Origin of the sequence: Clostridium sp. AM27-28, assembly GCF_003480955.1 — a bacterium.
GTDB lineage: Bacteria > Bacillota > Clostridia > Lachnospirales > Lachnospiraceae > Otoolea > Otoolea fessa.
Window position 1 is genome coordinate 73,346 of sequence record NZ_QUJT01000007.1, and the last position, 16,419, is coordinate 89,764.

The 16,419-nt window shown below is 52.3% G+C and carries 14 protein-coding genes; 12 read left to right on the top strand and 2 right to left on the bottom strand.

Features of this window, described 5'->3' with window-relative positions; genetic code table 11:
- The gene (locus tag DW720_RS09095) at positions 1–216 is read left to right on the top strand and encodes a transposon-transfer assisting family protein (RefSeq protein ID WP_003526257.1); all 216 of its coding nucleotides are present in this window, start codon (positions 1–3) and stop codon (positions 214–216) included.
- A gap of 97 nt (positions 217–313) precedes the next feature.
- Here the strand turns inward: DW720_RS09095 and DW720_RS15960 are convergent, their stop codons facing one another.
- Positions 314–1,081, bottom strand: a complete 768-nt coding sequence (locus DW720_RS15960) for a hypothetical protein (RefSeq protein WP_233554151.1) — start codon at positions 1,079–1,081, stop codon at positions 314–316.
- On the opposite strand from DW720_RS15960, the gene DW720_RS15965 reads away from it, so the two are divergent.
- The 10 genes from DW720_RS15965 (at position 1,068) to DW720_RS09145 (ending at position 15,334) form a co-directional block, all read left to right on the top strand.
- A complete protein-coding gene (locus tag DW720_RS15965) occupies positions 1,068–1,424 on the top strand; it encodes a TnpV protein (protein ID WP_243092223.1) in 357 nt (118 codons plus the stop codon). The two genes, DW720_RS15960 and DW720_RS15965, sit on opposite strands and share 14 nt — an antisense overlap.
- A gap of 1,496 nt (positions 1,425–2,920) precedes the next feature.
- A complete protein-coding gene (locus DW720_RS09100) occupies positions 2,921–9,085 on the top strand; it encodes an SNF2-related protein (RefSeq protein WP_347560714.1) in 6,165 nt (2,054 codons plus the stop codon).
- 1 nt (position 9,086) lies between these two features.
- Positions 9,087–9,893, top strand: a complete 807-nt coding sequence (locus tag DW720_RS09105; RefSeq protein ID WP_118667184.1) for a DUF3849 domain-containing protein — start codon at positions 9,087–9,089, stop codon at positions 9,891–9,893.
- Complete coding sequence (mobC, locus tag DW720_RS09110; RefSeq protein ID WP_002576211.1) at positions 9,890–10,234, top strand: plasmid mobilization relaxosome protein MobC; 345 nt, start codon at positions 9,890–9,892, stop codon at positions 10,232–10,234. The genes DW720_RS09105 and mobC overlap by 4 nt, the downstream gene beginning before the upstream one ends.
- Before the next feature lie 155 nt (positions 10,235–10,389).
- Positions 10,390–10,701 carry a CD1845 family protein gene (locus tag DW720_RS09115; RefSeq protein WP_002576210.1) on the top strand — a complete coding sequence of 104 codons (312 nt, stop codon included), beginning with the start codon at positions 10,390–10,392 and terminating at the stop codon, positions 10,699–10,701.
- A gap of 95 nt (positions 10,702–10,796) precedes the next feature.
- Positions 10,797–11,405: a type IV toxin-antitoxin system AbiEi family antitoxin domain-containing protein gene (locus DW720_RS09120; RefSeq protein ID WP_002576209.1), complete on the top strand. Its 609-nt coding sequence runs from the start codon at positions 10,797–10,799 to the stop codon at positions 11,403–11,405.
- The gene (locus tag DW720_RS09125) at positions 11,402–12,256 is read left to right on the top strand and encodes a nucleotidyl transferase AbiEii/AbiGii toxin family protein (RefSeq protein WP_118667183.1); all 855 of its coding nucleotides are present in this window, start codon (positions 11,402–11,404) and stop codon (positions 12,254–12,256) included. Before DW720_RS09120 ends, DW720_RS09125 begins: the two co-directional genes overlap by 4 nt.
- A complete protein-coding gene (locus DW720_RS09130; protein ID WP_118667182.1) occupies positions 12,253–12,561 on the top strand; it encodes a hypothetical protein in 309 nt (102 codons plus the stop codon). Before DW720_RS09125 ends, DW720_RS09130 begins: the two co-directional genes overlap by 4 nt.
- 54 nt (positions 12,562–12,615) lie before the next feature.
- A complete protein-coding gene (locus DW720_RS09135) occupies positions 12,616–14,031 on the top strand; it encodes a relaxase/mobilization nuclease domain-containing protein (RefSeq protein ID WP_118667181.1) in 1,416 nt (471 codons plus the stop codon).
- Positions 14,032–14,308: 277 nt separating this feature from the next.
- Complete coding sequence (locus DW720_RS09145) at positions 14,309–15,334, top strand: radical SAM protein (RefSeq protein WP_118667179.1); 1,026 nt, start codon at positions 14,309–14,311, stop codon at positions 15,332–15,334.
- Positions 15,335–15,387: 53 nt separating this feature from the next.
- On the opposite strand, the gene DW720_RS09150 is transcribed toward DW720_RS09145, so the two are convergent.
- Entirely contained in the window at positions 15,388–15,744 is a 357-nt protein-coding gene (locus tag DW720_RS09150) for a helix-turn-helix domain-containing protein (RefSeq protein WP_118667178.1), read from the bottom strand.
- Between the two features lie 150 nt (positions 15,745–15,894).
- On the opposite strand from DW720_RS09150, the gene DW720_RS09155 reads away from it, so the two are divergent.
- Positions 15,895–16,413, top strand: a complete 519-nt coding sequence (locus DW720_RS09155; protein ID WP_005342292.1) for a nitroreductase family protein — start codon at positions 15,895–15,897, stop codon at positions 16,411–16,413.
- Positions 16,414–16,419 lie beyond the last annotated feature (6 nt).

Sequence of the window (16,419 nt, forward strand, 5' to 3'; positions counted from 1 at the left end):
ATGGGAAACTTTACTTTTGAGGAAATGAACCTGATGTGCATTTACAATACCGGCAGCCGCACCGGGCTGATTGACAGTCTGCGTGAGATGCGCGGCGAGCTTTCGCCGGAGGAAACGGAGCTGAGAGAGTTGACCGACAGCGCCCTTACGAAGCTCTGTGCGATGACCGATGAGAAGTTTGCCGAACTGGAGCTGTACCCGGATTTTGACCAGTAAACACCATAATCGGCAGGGATGGGGTGGCGATCTGCCACCCCACCTTTTTACCCCAAAACTGAAAGGAGGACAGAACACTATGCCAACCAAAGCTGAACTATATGCACAGATGGCGGACAAGGTGGCAACACAGCTCACGGGGAGCTGGCAGGAATGGGCAGGGTTTCTCACTACTGCTTCCCGCCTTTACAAGTACCCGTTCCATGAACAACTGATGATCTACGCCCAGCGACCGGACGCCACCGCCTGTGCGGAGTACGATTTGTGGAATGAAAAGATGGGCCGTTATGTAAGGCGCGGTTCCAAGGGAATCGCTCTGGTGGACGATTCCGGGGACAGGCCCCGCCTGCGTTATGTCTTTGATATTTCCGACACCGGAACCCGTGAACATTCCCGCACTCCCTGGCTGTGGCAGCTGGAGGAGCGCCATTTGGATTCGGTGCAGGCCATGCTTGAGCGCACCTATGATGTTTCCGGTGATGACCTTGCCGGACAGCTCACCAAGGTAGCCGGAAAACTGGCTGAGGAATACTGGACGGAGCATCAGCAGGACTTCTTCTATATCGTTGACGGTTCCTTTTTGGAGGAATATGATGAGTTTAACATCGGAGTGCAGTTCAAGGCAGCCGCCACCGTCAGTATCACTTACGCTTTGATGTCCCGCTGTGGACTGGAGCCGGAACGTTACTTCGACCACGAAGATTTCATGGCGATCTTTGATTTCAACACCCCGTCCACCATCGGGGCGCTGGGAACAGCGGTCAGCCAGATCAACCAGCAGGTGCTGCGGCAGATCGGCGTCACCGTCCGAAATGCAGAGCGCGAAGCCAACCAAGAAAGGAGCAAGCAAGATGAACAATCCCATGACCTATATCCAGAACGGAGACTATCTGATTCCCGACCTGAAGCTGAGCCAGCAGTCAGAGAAAACCCTGGGCAAGTACGGCAGGATGAGGAAAACCTACCTGAAGGAACATCGTCCCATCCTCTACAACCAGATGCTGCTGAGCGAGAAGTTGTACCAGCACCTTCTGGAGATCGACGAGACCGCCCAGAGCAGACTGGAGCAGATGATGCCCCAGCTGGCGAAGGAAGCGGGAGCCACCGAGCAACTGAAAGCCAGCGATCCCATGAAGTGGGTGGGGCTGATGAACACCTGCAAAGCCCAGGCAGAGGAGATCCTGATGGCGGAGCTTATCAACAGCTGACCCTAAACCTGTTCCTCTCCGAAGCGGAACAGATCCAATCCATAGATGAAGCAGAGAATGTAGCGCATACATCCTCTGCTTTTTCTTTTGCCCAAAATGACATCGACCATGTGCTGCGTTTGGGCGGCAATACAGATCGTCAGAGGGAGCGTGTGGTTGCAGCATTTGAAAAGCAGAAAACCACCGCTGAGATTGCCGAGATACTGAAAACGCTGTACCACGGCGGCAACGGCCTTGGCAGTGTGAGTGCATGGTATGCCGAGGATGGTATCCATCTTTCCCACGGGAAGTCTGTCCGTTATGACAGGTCTGCCCAGATCATTTCTTGGGAGCGCGCCGCAGAGCGTATCGGGGAGCTTTTGGAAAGTGGTCAGTTTGCCTCTAATGTGGAGCTTGCAGAAGCGGCAGGCTATGAACGCTCCCTCCTTGCAGAAAAACTTTGGCATCTGTACCACGATTTCAGCGATAAAGCCAGAGATTCCGGGTATCTGTCCTGTCTGTCCGGTATTCAGAGAACCGGGTTCCCGGAAGAAACTGCATGGCTTGCCGAGCAGCTGAGTGACCCAGCTTTCCGCCAAACCCTCAAGGAAGAATACGCTGCCTTCTGGACTGCCTATCAGCAGGACCGTGACCTGTTGCGTTTTCACTATCATAGACAGAGGGAGATCTGGGAGAACCTGAAGGACCTTGACCTGCCCCGCAGGACCTTTTCTTCAGAGCTTTCCCAAGTGCCAACCGTCCAGCACTTCATTACCGAGGATGAGATCGACGCCGCCATGACCGGCGGCAGCAGTTTCGCCGGAGGAAAAGGCCGTATCTATGCGTTCTTCATGGCAAACCATACGGATAAGGAGAAAGTGAGATTCCTCAAAGACGAGTATGGCATTGGCGGACGCTCTCATGCCCTGTCCGGCGCAACACACAGCGGCGAAGATCACGATGGGAAAGGACTGCACTATAAAAAGCAGGACTGCCCGGATGTTCACTTGAACTGGGAAAAGGTTGCCAAGCGCATTACCTCACTTGTCCAGAAAGGCCGCTATCTTACCGAACAGGAACAGGCGCAGTATGACAAAATCCAGGCTGAAAAGGAATTGGCAGAAGAAGATGCCATCCAAGCCCAGCAGCCGGAGGTGGAGGAAGAAACGCCAAAGCCTACCCTTCGGGAGCAGTTTGAGCAGTATAAGACTGTGGTGACTGCCGCCATTTCCGAGGATGCCGCATACCGCAATGCCTGCGGGCATTCTGACCGTGAAAATGCTGTCATCGAGGGCAATGCCGCTGTGCGCCGTGCGGTCCTTGGTTCTAAGGATATGGAGCTGATCCGCCTCTATTCGGATGTGCCGGAGTTCCGCCAGCGCCTGCACCGGGAAGTGATCGACGAAACCTATCCAAAGCTCCATGAACTTCTGCGCCCTCTTTCTCAGGAAGATATTGATACTGCCATTTGTGCATGGAACGGCAATATCGAGAGTAAACACGCTGTCGTCCGTTATATGAAAGACCATGCAAGAGAGAAAGATACCGCTGCATGGCTGGCTCAGGAATACGGCGGCAGTAACAGCAACAGCCTGTTCGTTGTCCGTGCCGGCAGCCCGGAGGAAACGCAGCTGCCCTGGCCGAAGGTACAGCGCAGGCTTGCCCAGCTCATTCAGGAGGACCGGTTCTATACCGAAGAAGAACAGGACCGTTTTGACAACATCGACCCCATCGCCATCCGGGAAGCTCTGGAGGAAAGAGGGATCGTCAACGGCCAGGTGGCAGACCCGGAAAAACTGGACAATGACTCATTTATCCAGCAGGTAATGTCGGATGTAGAGCAGATCGCAGCTGTTGAGACAGAGCAGACTTCCAAAGTTGCTATTTCCGATGAGGAATATGACGCAGTTCGCCGCCCAATTCCGCAAAGAACCTCCTATGACCCAGCCGCCCCGGTCTATGCCGTGGGCGATACCGTGTATATCGAGGATGACGCCTATCAGATCACCGAGCTACGGGATGACACCGTACAGCTTCTGCCCACCGGCATGGTATATCCCATCTACCGGGCAGAGCGCAAAGAACAGTTTGAACAGCTGCTTCGGGCAGATCGCCGAAATGCTTACTATACCGAGTTTCTTCCTATTGACCCGGACAAGGCAGATCAGGACTTGCGGGATGTATTGGCTCATGGACTGATGGATGAAGCGGATAAAAAGCAGATTTCCACGCTGCTGCAATCCGGCAGGAGCAACAGCGAGATCGCCTACTGGCTGAGCAGAGCCTATTCCGGTGAGATCGAGACGCTGAATTTGGAGACCGGCGATATTGTCGATTACCGTACCACGGCACAGGGCATAGAACTGGAAGTCATGGATGCAGAGGAAAAGCGTCTGGCTATGCTGTATTTCCGCTGGGATGAGGTTGCGCCTTTGCTGCGCGGGATGTATGCCCGTCAGCAGGACGGCTTTGGACAGGAACAGCCCCAATCGGCTACCGAATCCCCGACCTTCCATTCCGAGACCATGGCCGTCTATCCGGGCGATAAGAACCATCTACCTTATGATGTGGTGGTGGAACGGTTGCATATTGAGGAGCCGGAGCCGCCAGCCCCTGTAACAGAGCCGGAGAAAACCTTTGAGGAAGTGCTGGATGAACACCCGGTTTCCATTCAGGTCAACGGCCAGTGGCAGACCTTCCCCAATGCCAAAGCTGCCGAGGAAGCCTCCTATGAGGAATACAAGGCTAACCTGCGCCGCAATGCACAGAACTTCCGCATTACCGATGAGTATTTGGGTGAAGGCGGTCCAAAAGCCAAGTTCCAGGCAAATGTTAATGCCATTCGTTTGCTGAAAGAGCTGGAATCTGCCGGACAGCAGGCAAGCCCCGAACAACAGGAGATTCTTTCCCGTTATGTGGGCTGGGGCGGTCTCTCTGATGCGTTTGACCCGGAGAAACCGGTATGGGCTTTAGAGTATGCCCAGCTAAAAGAACTGCTGACCCCGGAGGAATATGCCGCCGCCAGAAGCTCTACCCTCAACGCCCATTACACCAGCCCTACGGTCATTCAGGCCATCTACGAAGCGGTGGACCGTATGGGATTTGAGACAGGAAATATTCTGGAGCCGTCTATGGGTGTGGGCAATTTCTTTGGTATGCTGCCGGAGAAAATGCGAAACAGCCATCTGTACGGCGTGGAGTTGGACCCGGTTTCCGGGCGTATCGCAAAGCAGCTCTATCCCAAGGCGGACATCACAGTAGGCGGCTTTGAGACCACTGACAGGCGGGACTTCTTTGACCTTGCCATCGGCAATGTGCCTTTTGGTCAGTATCAGGTCAATGACAAAGCCTACAACAAGCTGAATTTCAACATTCATAATTACTTTTTCGCCAAAGCACTGGATCAGGTGCGTCCCGGCGGTGTGGTAGCTTTTGTGACCTCCCGCTATACCATGGATGCCAAGGATTCCACCGTGCGCCGCTATCTTGCCCAGCGTGCCGAGCTGCTGGGAGCGATCCGTCTGCCTAATGACGCGTTCAAAAAGAATGCCGGTGCCGAGGTTGTATCGGACATCATCTTTCTCCAAAAGCGGGACCGTCCGCTGGACATTGCATCAGAGTGGACGCAGACCGGACAGACGGAGGACGGGTTTGCCATCAACCGGTATTTTATCGACCACCCGGAAATGGTGCTGGGCAGACAGGAGCCGGTAAGCACTGCACATGGTATGGACTACACCGTGAACCCCATCGAGGGACTGAAGCTTTCCGACCAGCTGCATGATGCTGTGAAGTACATTCATGGCACTTATCAGGAGGCAGAGCTGCCGGAGCTGGGCGAAGGCGAAGCCATTGACACCTCCATTCCTGCCGACCCAAATGTGAAGAACTATTCCTATGCCATTGTAGACGGGCAGGTGTACTATCGGGAAAACAGCCGCATGGTGCGCCCTGACCTCAACGCCACCGTCGAAGCCCGCGTGAAAGGTCTTGTGGGACTGCGTGATTGTGTGCAGGAACTGATCGACCTTCAGATGGATGCAGCGGTTCCAGACAGCACCATTACCCAAAAACAGGCGGAACTGAACCGACTCTATGACAGCTTTTCTGCCAAATACGGTCTCATCAACGACCGTGCGAACCGGCTGGCCTATGCAGATGATTCTTCCTATTACCTGCTCTGTGCGCTGGAAGTTATCGACGAGGACGGAAAGCTGGAGCGCAAGGCGGATATGTTCACCAAACGGACCATCAAGCCCCATCAGGCAGTGGCTACTGTGGATACGGCAAGCGAAGCACTGGCGGTGTCCATCTCGGAAAAAGCCTGCGTAGATATGAGCTATATGAGCCAGCTTACCGGAAAAACAAAAGAAGAACTGGCCGGAGAGCTGCAAGGCGTGATCTTCCGTGTACCGGGACAGTTGGAGAAAGACGGCACACCCCATTTTGTGACTGCTGATGAATACCTTTCCGGCAATGTACGCCGCAAACTGCGTCAGGCGCAGCGGGCGGCACAGCAGGACCCGGTTTATGCAGTCAATGTGGAAGCTCTTAGCGCCGCCCAGCCCAAAGACCTGGATGCGTCGGAGATCGAGGTGCGTCTGGGCGCTACCTGGATCGACAAAGAGTACATCCAGCAGTTTATGTACGAAACCTTCAACACCCCGTTTTATCTCCAGCGCAGTATCGAGGTCAACTATTCGTCCTTTACCGCTGAATGGCAGATCAAGGGGAAATCTTCCGTATCCTACAACGATGTGGCAGCCTACACCACCTACGGAACCAGCCGTGCCAATGCCTACAAGATTTTGGAGGACAGCCTGAACCTGCGGGATGTCCGTATCTACGACACCATAGAGGACGCAGACGGAAAAGAGCGCCGGGTTCTGAACGCCAAGGAGACCACCCTGGCTGCTCAAAAACAGCAGGCTATCCGGGAAGCCTTTAGGGACTGGATCTGGAGAGACCCGGAGCGCCGCCAGACTTTGGTGCGCCAGTATAACGAAGAAATGAACTCTACCCGTCCCCGCGAGTATGATGGCAGCCATATCACTTTTGGCGGCATGAACCCGGCCATTACCCTGCGGGAACACCAGAAAAGTGCCATCGCCCATGTGCTGTATGGCGGAAATACCCTGCTGGCACACGAAGTAGGCGCAGGCAAAACCTTTGAGATGGTAGCTGCTTCGATGGAAGCCAAACGCCTGGGACTGTGCCAGAAATCTCTCTTTGTGGTTCCAAACCATCTGACCGAGCAGTGGGCGTCGGAGTTTCTGCGTCTCTATCCTTCCGCCAATATCTTAGTCACCACAAAAAAGGATTTTGAGACCCATAACCGAAAGAAGTTCTGCGCTCGTATTGCGACGGGTGATTATGATGCCATTATCATGGGACACAGCCAGTTTGAGCGTATCCCCATCAGCCGGGAGCGTCAGGAACGGCTTCTCTATGAGCAGATCGACGAGATCACCGAGGGGATTGCAGAGGTACAGGCCAGCGGCGGCGAGCGTTTTACCGTCAAGCAGCTGGAGCGTACCAGAAAGTCTCTGGAAGCCAGACTGGAAAAGCTGCAAGCCGAGGGGCGAAAAGACGATGTGGTAACCTTCGAGCAGCTGGGTGTGGACCGTTTGTTTGTGGACGAGGCCCACAACTATAAAAACCTGTTTCTATACACAAAAATGCGGAATGTGGCTGGTCTTTCCACATCGGACGCGCAGAAATCCTCCGATATGTTTGCCAAGTGCCGCTATATGGATGAGATCACCGGAAATCGTGGCGTGATTTTTGCCACCGGCACACCGGTCAGCAACTCCATGACCGAGCTTTACACCATGCAGCGTTATCTTCAATATGAACGCCTGCAAGAGCTGAACATGACCCACTTCGACTGCTGGGCTTCCCGATTTGGAGAGACCGTCACAGCTTTGGAGCTGGCACCGGAAGGCACCGGCTACCGGGCAAGAACGAGATTCAGCAAGTTCTTTAACCTGCCAGAGCTGATGAACCTGTTCAAAGAAGTGGCGGACATCAAGACCGCCGACCAACTGAACCTGCCCACCCCGGAGGTGGAATACCACAACATCGTGGCGCAGCCTACCGAACATCAGCAGGAAATGGTCAAAGCTCTTTCGGAGCGTGCATCGCTGGTACACAGCGGAACTGTTGACCCGTCCCAGGATAACATGCTCAAGATTACCTCGGATGGCCGTAAGCTGGGGCTTGACCAGAGGATCGTCAACCAGATGCTGCCGGACGAACCTGGCACAAAGGTCAATCAGTGTGTGGACAACATCATGCAGATCTGGCGGGACGGCAAAGCTGACAAGCTGACCCAGCTGGTGTTCTGCGACATTTCTACACCACAGGCCAAAGCTCCTGCAAGCAAGGCGGCGAAAACGCTGGATAATCCACTGCTTCACGCACTGGAAGGCGCTGTGACTCTGCCGGAGCAGGAACCGGTCTTTACGGTATATGACGATATTCGTCAGAAACTTATTGCTCAGGGAATGCCTGCCGACCAGATCGCTTTTATCCATGAAGCCAACACCGAAGTGCGGAAAAAGGAGCTGTTCTCTAAAGTCCGTACCGGTCAGGTGCGTGTCCTTTTGGGCAGCACCGCCAAGATGGGCGCAGGCACCAATGTGCAAGACCGTCTGGTGGCACTTCATGATCTGGATTGTCCGTGGAGACCCGGAGACCTTGCCCAGAGAAAGGGGCGTATCGAGCGTCAGGGCAACCAGAACCCCCTTGTTCATGTGTACCGCTATGTGACCGAGGGAACCTTTGACGCATACCTCTGGCAGACAGTGGAGAACAAGCAGAAATTCATCAGTCAGATCATGACTTCTAAATCGCCGGTGCGTTCCTGCGATGATGTGGATGAAACAGCCCTCAGTTTTGCCGAGATCAAGGCTCTGTGTGCCGGAGATCCCCGCATCAAGGAGCGTATGGATTTGGATGTGGAGGTATCCCGCCTGAAGCTGATGAAAGCCGACCACCAGAGCAAGCAATATCGTCTGGAGGACCAGCTGCTCAAATACTTCCCGGAGGAGATTGAAAAGCACAAAGGTTTTATCAAGGGCTTTGAATCTGATCTGGAGGTTTTGGCAGCTCACCCGCACCCAGAGGACGGCTTTGCCGGTATGGAGATTCGTGGCGATCTGCTGACCGATAAGGAGAACGCCGGCGCAGCCCTTCTGGATGCCTGCAAGGAGGTCAAAACCTCCGATCCGGTGCAGATTGGCAGCTACCGGGGCTATGCCATATCCGTGGAATTTTCCGCTTGGAAACAGGAGTATACGCTCCTGCTGAAAGGACAGATGACCCACAGGGCAACTCTTGGTACAGACCCTCGCGGAAATCTTACCCGTATCGACAATGCCCTCGCCCAGATGCCACAGCGTCTGGAGGCGGCAAAGGCCCAGCTGGATAACCTCTATCAGCAGCAGGCTGCCGCAAAGGAGGAAGTCGGAAAGCCATTCCTTTATGAAGAAGAACTGCGAAGCAAAAACGCCCGTCTGGTGGAGCTGGATACTTTGCTCAACATCGACGGAAAGGGACAGGCACACGCCGAGGCTGTTGTTGCCAAAAGCACACGGCCTTCGGTGCTGGATCATCTGAAACGCCCGGTGCCGCCCCGCAGTACAGACAAGAAACCAAAACAGCATGAGGAGGTGCGATAACATGAATACCAATAATCTGAATGCGGCCCTTTATGAAAAGATGGCCACTGAGCAGGAAAAATACATGGATTGGTTGAAAAGTCAGCCCCCAGAAGAAATCCTGCACCACACCTATGAGTACACCGTCCGGGAGGACATCGTGATGGCGATGGAGGAGCTGGAACTGACCGACACCCAGGCTCAGGCACTTTTGGAATCTTCATCTCCGTTGGCGGATGTGTACCGTTATTTTGAAAAGCTGGAGACTGGCTATATGGATGTGATCCGGGACAGCATTGAAAACCGTGCCGATGATGTGTGCAAGGCGCAGGAAGAATTACGAACTGCCCCTCTCTACCCCCATTCAGCTGCCTATGCGAGAGAACATGGGGAAATGGCACAGTACAACCTCTCATATCAGGTGAACAGCGCCTGCAAAGAAGCCATTGAGCAGACCATCAGCGCCCACTATGCAGAGAACCGGCTGGATACGGAGGCGGCGGTCAAAGATGTGCTGGAAAAGTTCGGGGCGGAACGGGTACAGTTCATTCTTGCAAACACCATCCAGCACAAGAACCATGGCGGGCGTATCTCTCAGGACAATAAAGCCTGGGCAAAAACCATTCCCATGCCGGAGGACAGCGGCGCTTCCCGCCACTGCGCCTATCTGGTTGTGGATGGGGTCAATCCCGGTCTGACCGATCTGTTTACCAGGCAGGCCAGAAAAACCATGCAGGAACAGCAAAAAAGTTCTGTCCTGCAAAAGCTCAAACAGGAACCGCCTGCCCATAAGTCTGCCGCCCCGAAGAAACAGGAGCCGGAGCGATGAGCAGCCCCAAGCGCAAGCGGGATGTGCCGGTTCTGTTTTGGGTATCTGCTGATGAAATGGAGTTGATTCAGCAGAAAATGGCACAGTTTGGGACAAAAAACCTGAGCGCCTATCTGCGGAAAATGGCTGTGGACGGCTATGTGGTGCAGCTGGATTTGCCGGAACTGAAAGAACTGGTATCCCTGCTGCGCCGGAGCAGCAACAACTTAAACCAGCTGACCCGCAAGGTGCATGAGACCGGGCGGATTTATGATGTCGATTTGGAGGATATATCCCAGCGGCAGGAACAGTTATGGGACGGAGTTAAAGAGATACTGACACAACTCTCCAAACTTTCGTAACCGGGACAAATACCCCATCTGCGGAGGGAGGAACGGCGCTTCTTCGCCGCGCCTTCCTCCGCTTTTTCTTTTTGCCCGTATCCTTGCCTTTTGGCTGTGAGACAGGGATAATGGAATCAGGAACAGGAACTGTGATTTTGGGAGGAGGCATAACAATGAGGGCATTGGTATTTTTGCTGAAACTGCTGTTGAAGATCGTGATGGTTCCGGTGATTCTGGCGCTGACCCTGTTCGTTTGGATTTGTGTGGGGATCGTCTATGTCTCCGGTCTGGTGCTGGGGCTTATCAGCATGGTGATCGCCCTGCTGGGTGTGGCGGTTCTGCTGACCTGTTCCCTGCAAAACGGCATTATCCTGCTGGTGATGGCATTCCTTATTAGTCCCTATGGTCTGCCGATGGCTGCCATCTGGCTGCTGGGCAAGGTGCAGGACTTGAAGTTTGCCATTCAGGATTTGGTTTATGGATAAAATGCGCGGTCACAAAAATGCGAGACAGTGTCTGTTAAATTGCTATATTTACTTCTGTGCTACATCCGTGTATAATAGTAGCACGAAAGGAAGTGATGGATGTGACCAAATCAGAACGGTTTGAGCAATTAGACAGACTTCTGACCGAGCATGATGGGATGCTGCAAACCGCACAGGTAATCGCCAGCGGAATTGTAAAACCCATTTTTTATGAATATGTCAAAGAGAAAAATCTTCAGCAGGTTGCTCACGGAATTTATGTCTCCGAGGACACCTGGATTGATGCGATGTTTCTGTTACATCTGCGATGTGGTCAGGCAGTATTTTCCCATGAATCAGCGCTGTTTTTTCATGACTTGACAGACCGGGAACCATCTCCATACGCTATCACGGTGCGCAGAGGGTACAGCACCACTCGCTTAAAGGCAGAGGGCCTTTCTGTTTACACCATCAAACCAGAACTATATGAGGTAGGGCTGACAACTGGCCAAACTCCTTTTGGGCATACGGTTCCTGTCTATGATATGGAGCGCACCATCTGCGATCTGCTCCGCAGCCGAAGCAGCATGGAAATACAGACTTTTCAAGGTGCGCTGAAGATGTATGCCAGAAGAAAGGACAAGGATCTGCGGACTTTGATGCGGTATGCCGGTATGTTCCGGGTTGAAAAAATTTTACGGCAGTATTTGGAGGTGCTTTTATGATAAAGACAGCAAGGCAGCTAAAAGATTTGATTCGCAATCTTTCCAGAGAAAAATCTGCGGATGCACAGCTTTTAATGCGAAACTATATGATGGAGCGTTTTCTGGAGCGTATTTCCCTTTCTGAATATCGTGATAAATTTATTCTGAAAGGCGGGATGCTGGTAGCGGCAATGGTTGGACTGGATGCCCGTTCCACGATGGACTTGGACGCTACTGTAAAAGGAGCCAATGTTAATGTAGAGGAGATCGAGAACCTGATTTCTGCTATTGTGAGTGTGCCGATTGATGATGGCGTCAAATTTCAGCTGAAAAGCATTTCAGAGATTATGGATGAAGCGGAGTATCCTGGGATTCGGGTCAGCATGACTACAACCTTTGACGGTGTGGTGACACCTTTGAAGATTGACATTTCCACAGGGGATGCCATTACCCCCAGGGAGGTACGCTACTCTTTCAAGCTGATGCTGGAAGATCGCTCCATTGACATTTGGGCATACAATCTGGAAACCGTTCTGGCTGAAAAGCTGGAAACAATCATCACCAGAACCACCACCAACACCCGCATGAGAGATTTCTATGACATTTATATTCTGGATCAGCTCCACGGGAACACATTGAACCAGCAGACGCTCTATGATGCACTGTTGGCAACTGCCAAAAAACGCGGAACCGAACGGCATCTTGCAGAAGCTGTGGATGTTTTGAATGAAGTGGAAAGCAGTCCTGTGATGCAGAAACTTTGGGAATCTTACCGCAGGAAGTTTTCCTATGCGGCAGATCTGGAGTGGAACATCATCATGAGGGCGGTTCGCAGTTTATATGCGCTCAGTGAAAAGGAATCGAGCCTATGAAGAAGCATGGACATTATTGTAAAGTCTGCGGAGAATATAAGGCTAACGAAAATTTTTCCGGCAAAGGTCATGCGGCGCACATCTGTAAATCCTGTGCTTCTTTATCGCCGGAGAAACAAGCGGAGCAAATGACGGTAAACCGCTTACTGAATCTCCCTTGGCGGTTATCAAAGGAGCAGATTTCCTGGCTGAAAAACCGAATGAAAGATAAGCGCCCTGAAGTTCGTGCACTGGCAAAAGAACAATACGAGATGAGGTTTCCTCCGAAGCGGTTAGAGGACATCGAGGACGATTTTATAGAATAGCAAAAGCGGTCTGCACCACGCAGGCCGTTTCTTTTTTAGAAAGGAGGCCCTTCTATGGCAACCACACGCATCATGCCCCTGCATATCGGGAAGGGGCGCACTGAGAGCCGAGCAATCAGCGATATTATTGATTATGTGGCAAATCCGCAAAAGACTGACAACGGAAAACTAATTACCGGCTATGGCTGTGACAGCCGGACCGCCGATGCAGAGTTTCTGCTGGCGAAGCGGCAGTATATCGCCGCCACCGGGCGGGTGCGCGGGGCGGACGATGTGATCGCTTACCATGTGCGCCAGTCATTCAAACCCGGTGAAATCACGCCGGAAGAAGCCAACCGTCTGGGTGTAGAATTTGCCAAGCGGTTTACCAAGGGCAATCATGCCTTTGTGGTCTGCACCCACATAGACAAGTCGCACATTCATAATCACATTATCTGGTCATCGGTCAGCTTAGAATATGACCGGAAATTCCGAAACTTTTGGGGCAGCACCAAGGCGGTTCGCCGGTTAAGTGATACCATCTGCATTGAAAACGGACTGTCCATTGTAGAGAATCCCAAGCCCCACGGAAAAAGCTACAACAAATGGTTGGGCGATCAGGCCAAGCCCTCCCATCGGGAGCAGCTGCGGGTGATGATTGACCATGCGCTGGAGCAGAAACCGGCGGACTTTGATGCGCTGTTGAAACTGCTTACAGAAATGGGCTGCGAAGTATCTCGGCGCGGGAAAGCAATCCGGCTCAAAGCTCCCGGCTGGAAGAATGTAGCCCGCATGGATGATAAGCTGGGGGCCGGGTACAGTGAAGCAGAAATCCGTGCGGTGCTGGCCGGTGAAAAACAGCATACGCCCCGTAAAAATTCCGCCGTGCAGCCGGAGCCGCCCAAGGTCAATCTGCTGGTGGACATTCAGGCAAAATTGCAGGCTGGAAAAGGTGCTGGCTATGCTCGATGGGCTAAAGTTTTTAATCTGAAACAAATGGCGCAGACCATGAATTACCTGTCAGAGAACAATTTGCTAGAGTATGCGGTTTTGGAAGAAAAGGCTACGGCTGCCACGGCACATCACAATGAACTTTCGGCGCAGATCAAAGCGGCTGAAAAGCGCATGGCAGAGATCGCTGTTTTGCGTACTCACATCGTAAATTATGCCAAGACTCGTGAGGTCTATGTGGCATACCGCAAGGCGGGTTACTCTAAGAAATTCCGGGAAGAACATGAGGAAGAAATTCTGCTCCACCAGGCTGCTAAGAATGCCTTTGATGAGATGGGCGTCAAGAAGCTTCCAAAGGTCAAAGAGTTGCAGACGGAGTACGCGAAATTGCTGGAAGAAAAGAAAAAGACCTATGCCGAGTACCGGCGTTCCCGTGAGGAAATGCGGGAGCTTTTAACGGCAAAGGCAAATGTAGATCGAGTGCTGAAAATGGAGGTAGAGCAGGATGTTGAAAAAGAAAAAGACCACGGCCAGCGGTAAGCTGGTCCTGGTCAAAAGCGTTCGCAGAACGCGCAGCCACAGAATGAAATTCTGTGTTCAAAGGGGCTTGGGGGCGCTGCCCTCAACAAGCAAGCGGAGAGGAAAATCACGGAGGGATTTTCTTCCCTGCGGGCCTGTGTGTATTAACACAGGCATTGCTTGCCAGTTTTGTTTGAGGTGCTACCCATACGGGAAGTGTCTACCCTAAAAGTGCGTTCTTGTTAAGCCCGCCGTGAAATGCTACCCTTAACATGAATACACTGAAAGGATAACCACCATGAAAGATATAGAAATCGGGCCTATTCGTCCACCTTCTGAAAGTAACAGCCTGCTAATCCGGGTCACAAGGGGATGCCATTGGAACAAGTGCTATTTCTGCGGGCTTTATAAATCCATGCGCTTCTCCATGCGCCCCATCGATGAAACCATCGAAGATATTAGGCGGCAGGCCCAGCTTAACCGGGGGAAAAAGATTACTTCCTGCTTCTTGCAGGACGGGGATGCCCTGGTGCTGAAAACAGATTATCTGCTCCGTATCTTGGAAGCGATCAATCAGAGCTTTCCTGATATGCAGTACATCACTTCTTATGCCCGCGCTGATAGTATCACCCGGAAAAGTCCGGCAGAGCTAAAGGCGCTCCGGCAAGCGGGCCTAAACCATCTTTACAGCGGAATGGAAACCGGCTCGGATCAGATACTGAAACTTATCAACAAAGGTTTTGACGCGGATATTGTTGTCCGAAGCGGCTGCATGGCAAAAGAAGCGGACATGATCTTGTCGGAGTTCATATTGCTGGGGATCGGCGGCAAGGAGCTGTCTGAAGAAAATGCTGCTCAAACAGCAAAGGCGCTGAATATCATCCAGCCAGATTTTATCCGTGTCCATGCCACGGGTATTAAGCCGGAGTCCAAGCTGGGCGAGTTTGTCAGGAATGGCTCTTTTGCTCTGCAATCGGAGGAAGAAATCGTTGTAGAGCAAAAGCTATTCTTACAACAGCTACATGAGATGGACAGTTACTATGTGAATGAACACATCGTCAATCTGCTTCTGGAGATCAGAGGAAATCTGCGGACGGAGAAACAGGAAATGCTTTCTACGATTGACCGCTTTCTGACCCTGCCACCGGATGAAAGGCTTTTGTTTGCTGTCGGCAGGCGGCTCAATATCTTCTTCCGCTTGGACGATCTGAAAAAGCCGAAGCTGCATCAAAAGGCCGGGGAAAGCCTGCAACAGATTTTAAGTAAGAATCCCCATGTGGACTTTGCCGCGCTGTGCAATTACGTCCGGCAGTCACAAATTTAGAGCAGAAAATATACGCTGGGCATAGCCGCTTTTCGTCAGCTATGCCCAGCATTTTATTTGCGGCTTTGACAGCATGGCGGCTGCACATCCAGGCCGTCCAGATAGCTGTTTCCCCATTGGCACATCGCGTCCAGAATGGGGACGATGCTCTGTCCAAATGGGGTAAGAGAATATATCGTCTTAGGCGGCTTTTCTGGAATTACTTCACGATGAATCATGCCGTTGTTTTCCAGATCGTGAAGCTGCTGCGAAAGCATCTTCGGCGTGGCGTTTGGAATCAGCCGCTGTAACTCCATATAGTGTAATGGATGGTCAATCAGATGCCAGAGGATCAACGGCTTATACTTGCCGCCGATCAAAGAAAGGGTTGCCTCCACGGGGCAGTTAAACTGATTGGTTTGACATTTCATAGAATGGTTCTCCTTTCCCGCAAGGTGCTATCTTTTTGGGAAGTATCTTCCGAAAAAGTGCATTCTTGCGGTTTTGTGTTCAAGTGCTACAATTAGGTCAATGGTTGATTTGATATGCTCAAAAAAAAAATACTGAAAGGACTATATATTATGGATTTTATCACGATTGCAAAGCAGCGTATGTCGGTACGCGATTACAAGGAAACGAAGGTAGAGCCTGAGAAGCTGGAGCAGATTCTGGAGGCTGCTCATGTGGCCCCGACCGCTGCCAACCTTCAGCCGATTCGCCTGATTGCCGTTCAGAGCGAGGAAGGTCTTGCAAAGATCAGTAAAGCGGCCAATATCTACGGTGCGCCCCTGGCTATTATTGTTTGCGCCGATCACGATAAGGCGTGGGTACGGCCTTTCGATCAGAAGCAGACCGGTGACATTGACGCCTCCATCCTGACCGACCACATGATGCTCCAGGCCACAGAGCTGGGCCTTGGAACGGTGTGGGTATGCTACTTCAAGCCCGATGTTCTGCACAAGGAATTTGACCTCCCGGCCAACCTGGAGCCGGTCAACATTCTGGTTGTCGGCTATTCCGATGAAGGAACCGGCGACCCCAATCGCTTCAATAAGCAGCGCATCCCGATGAGCCAGTTGGTTTCCTACGAAACGCTGTAATGGAAT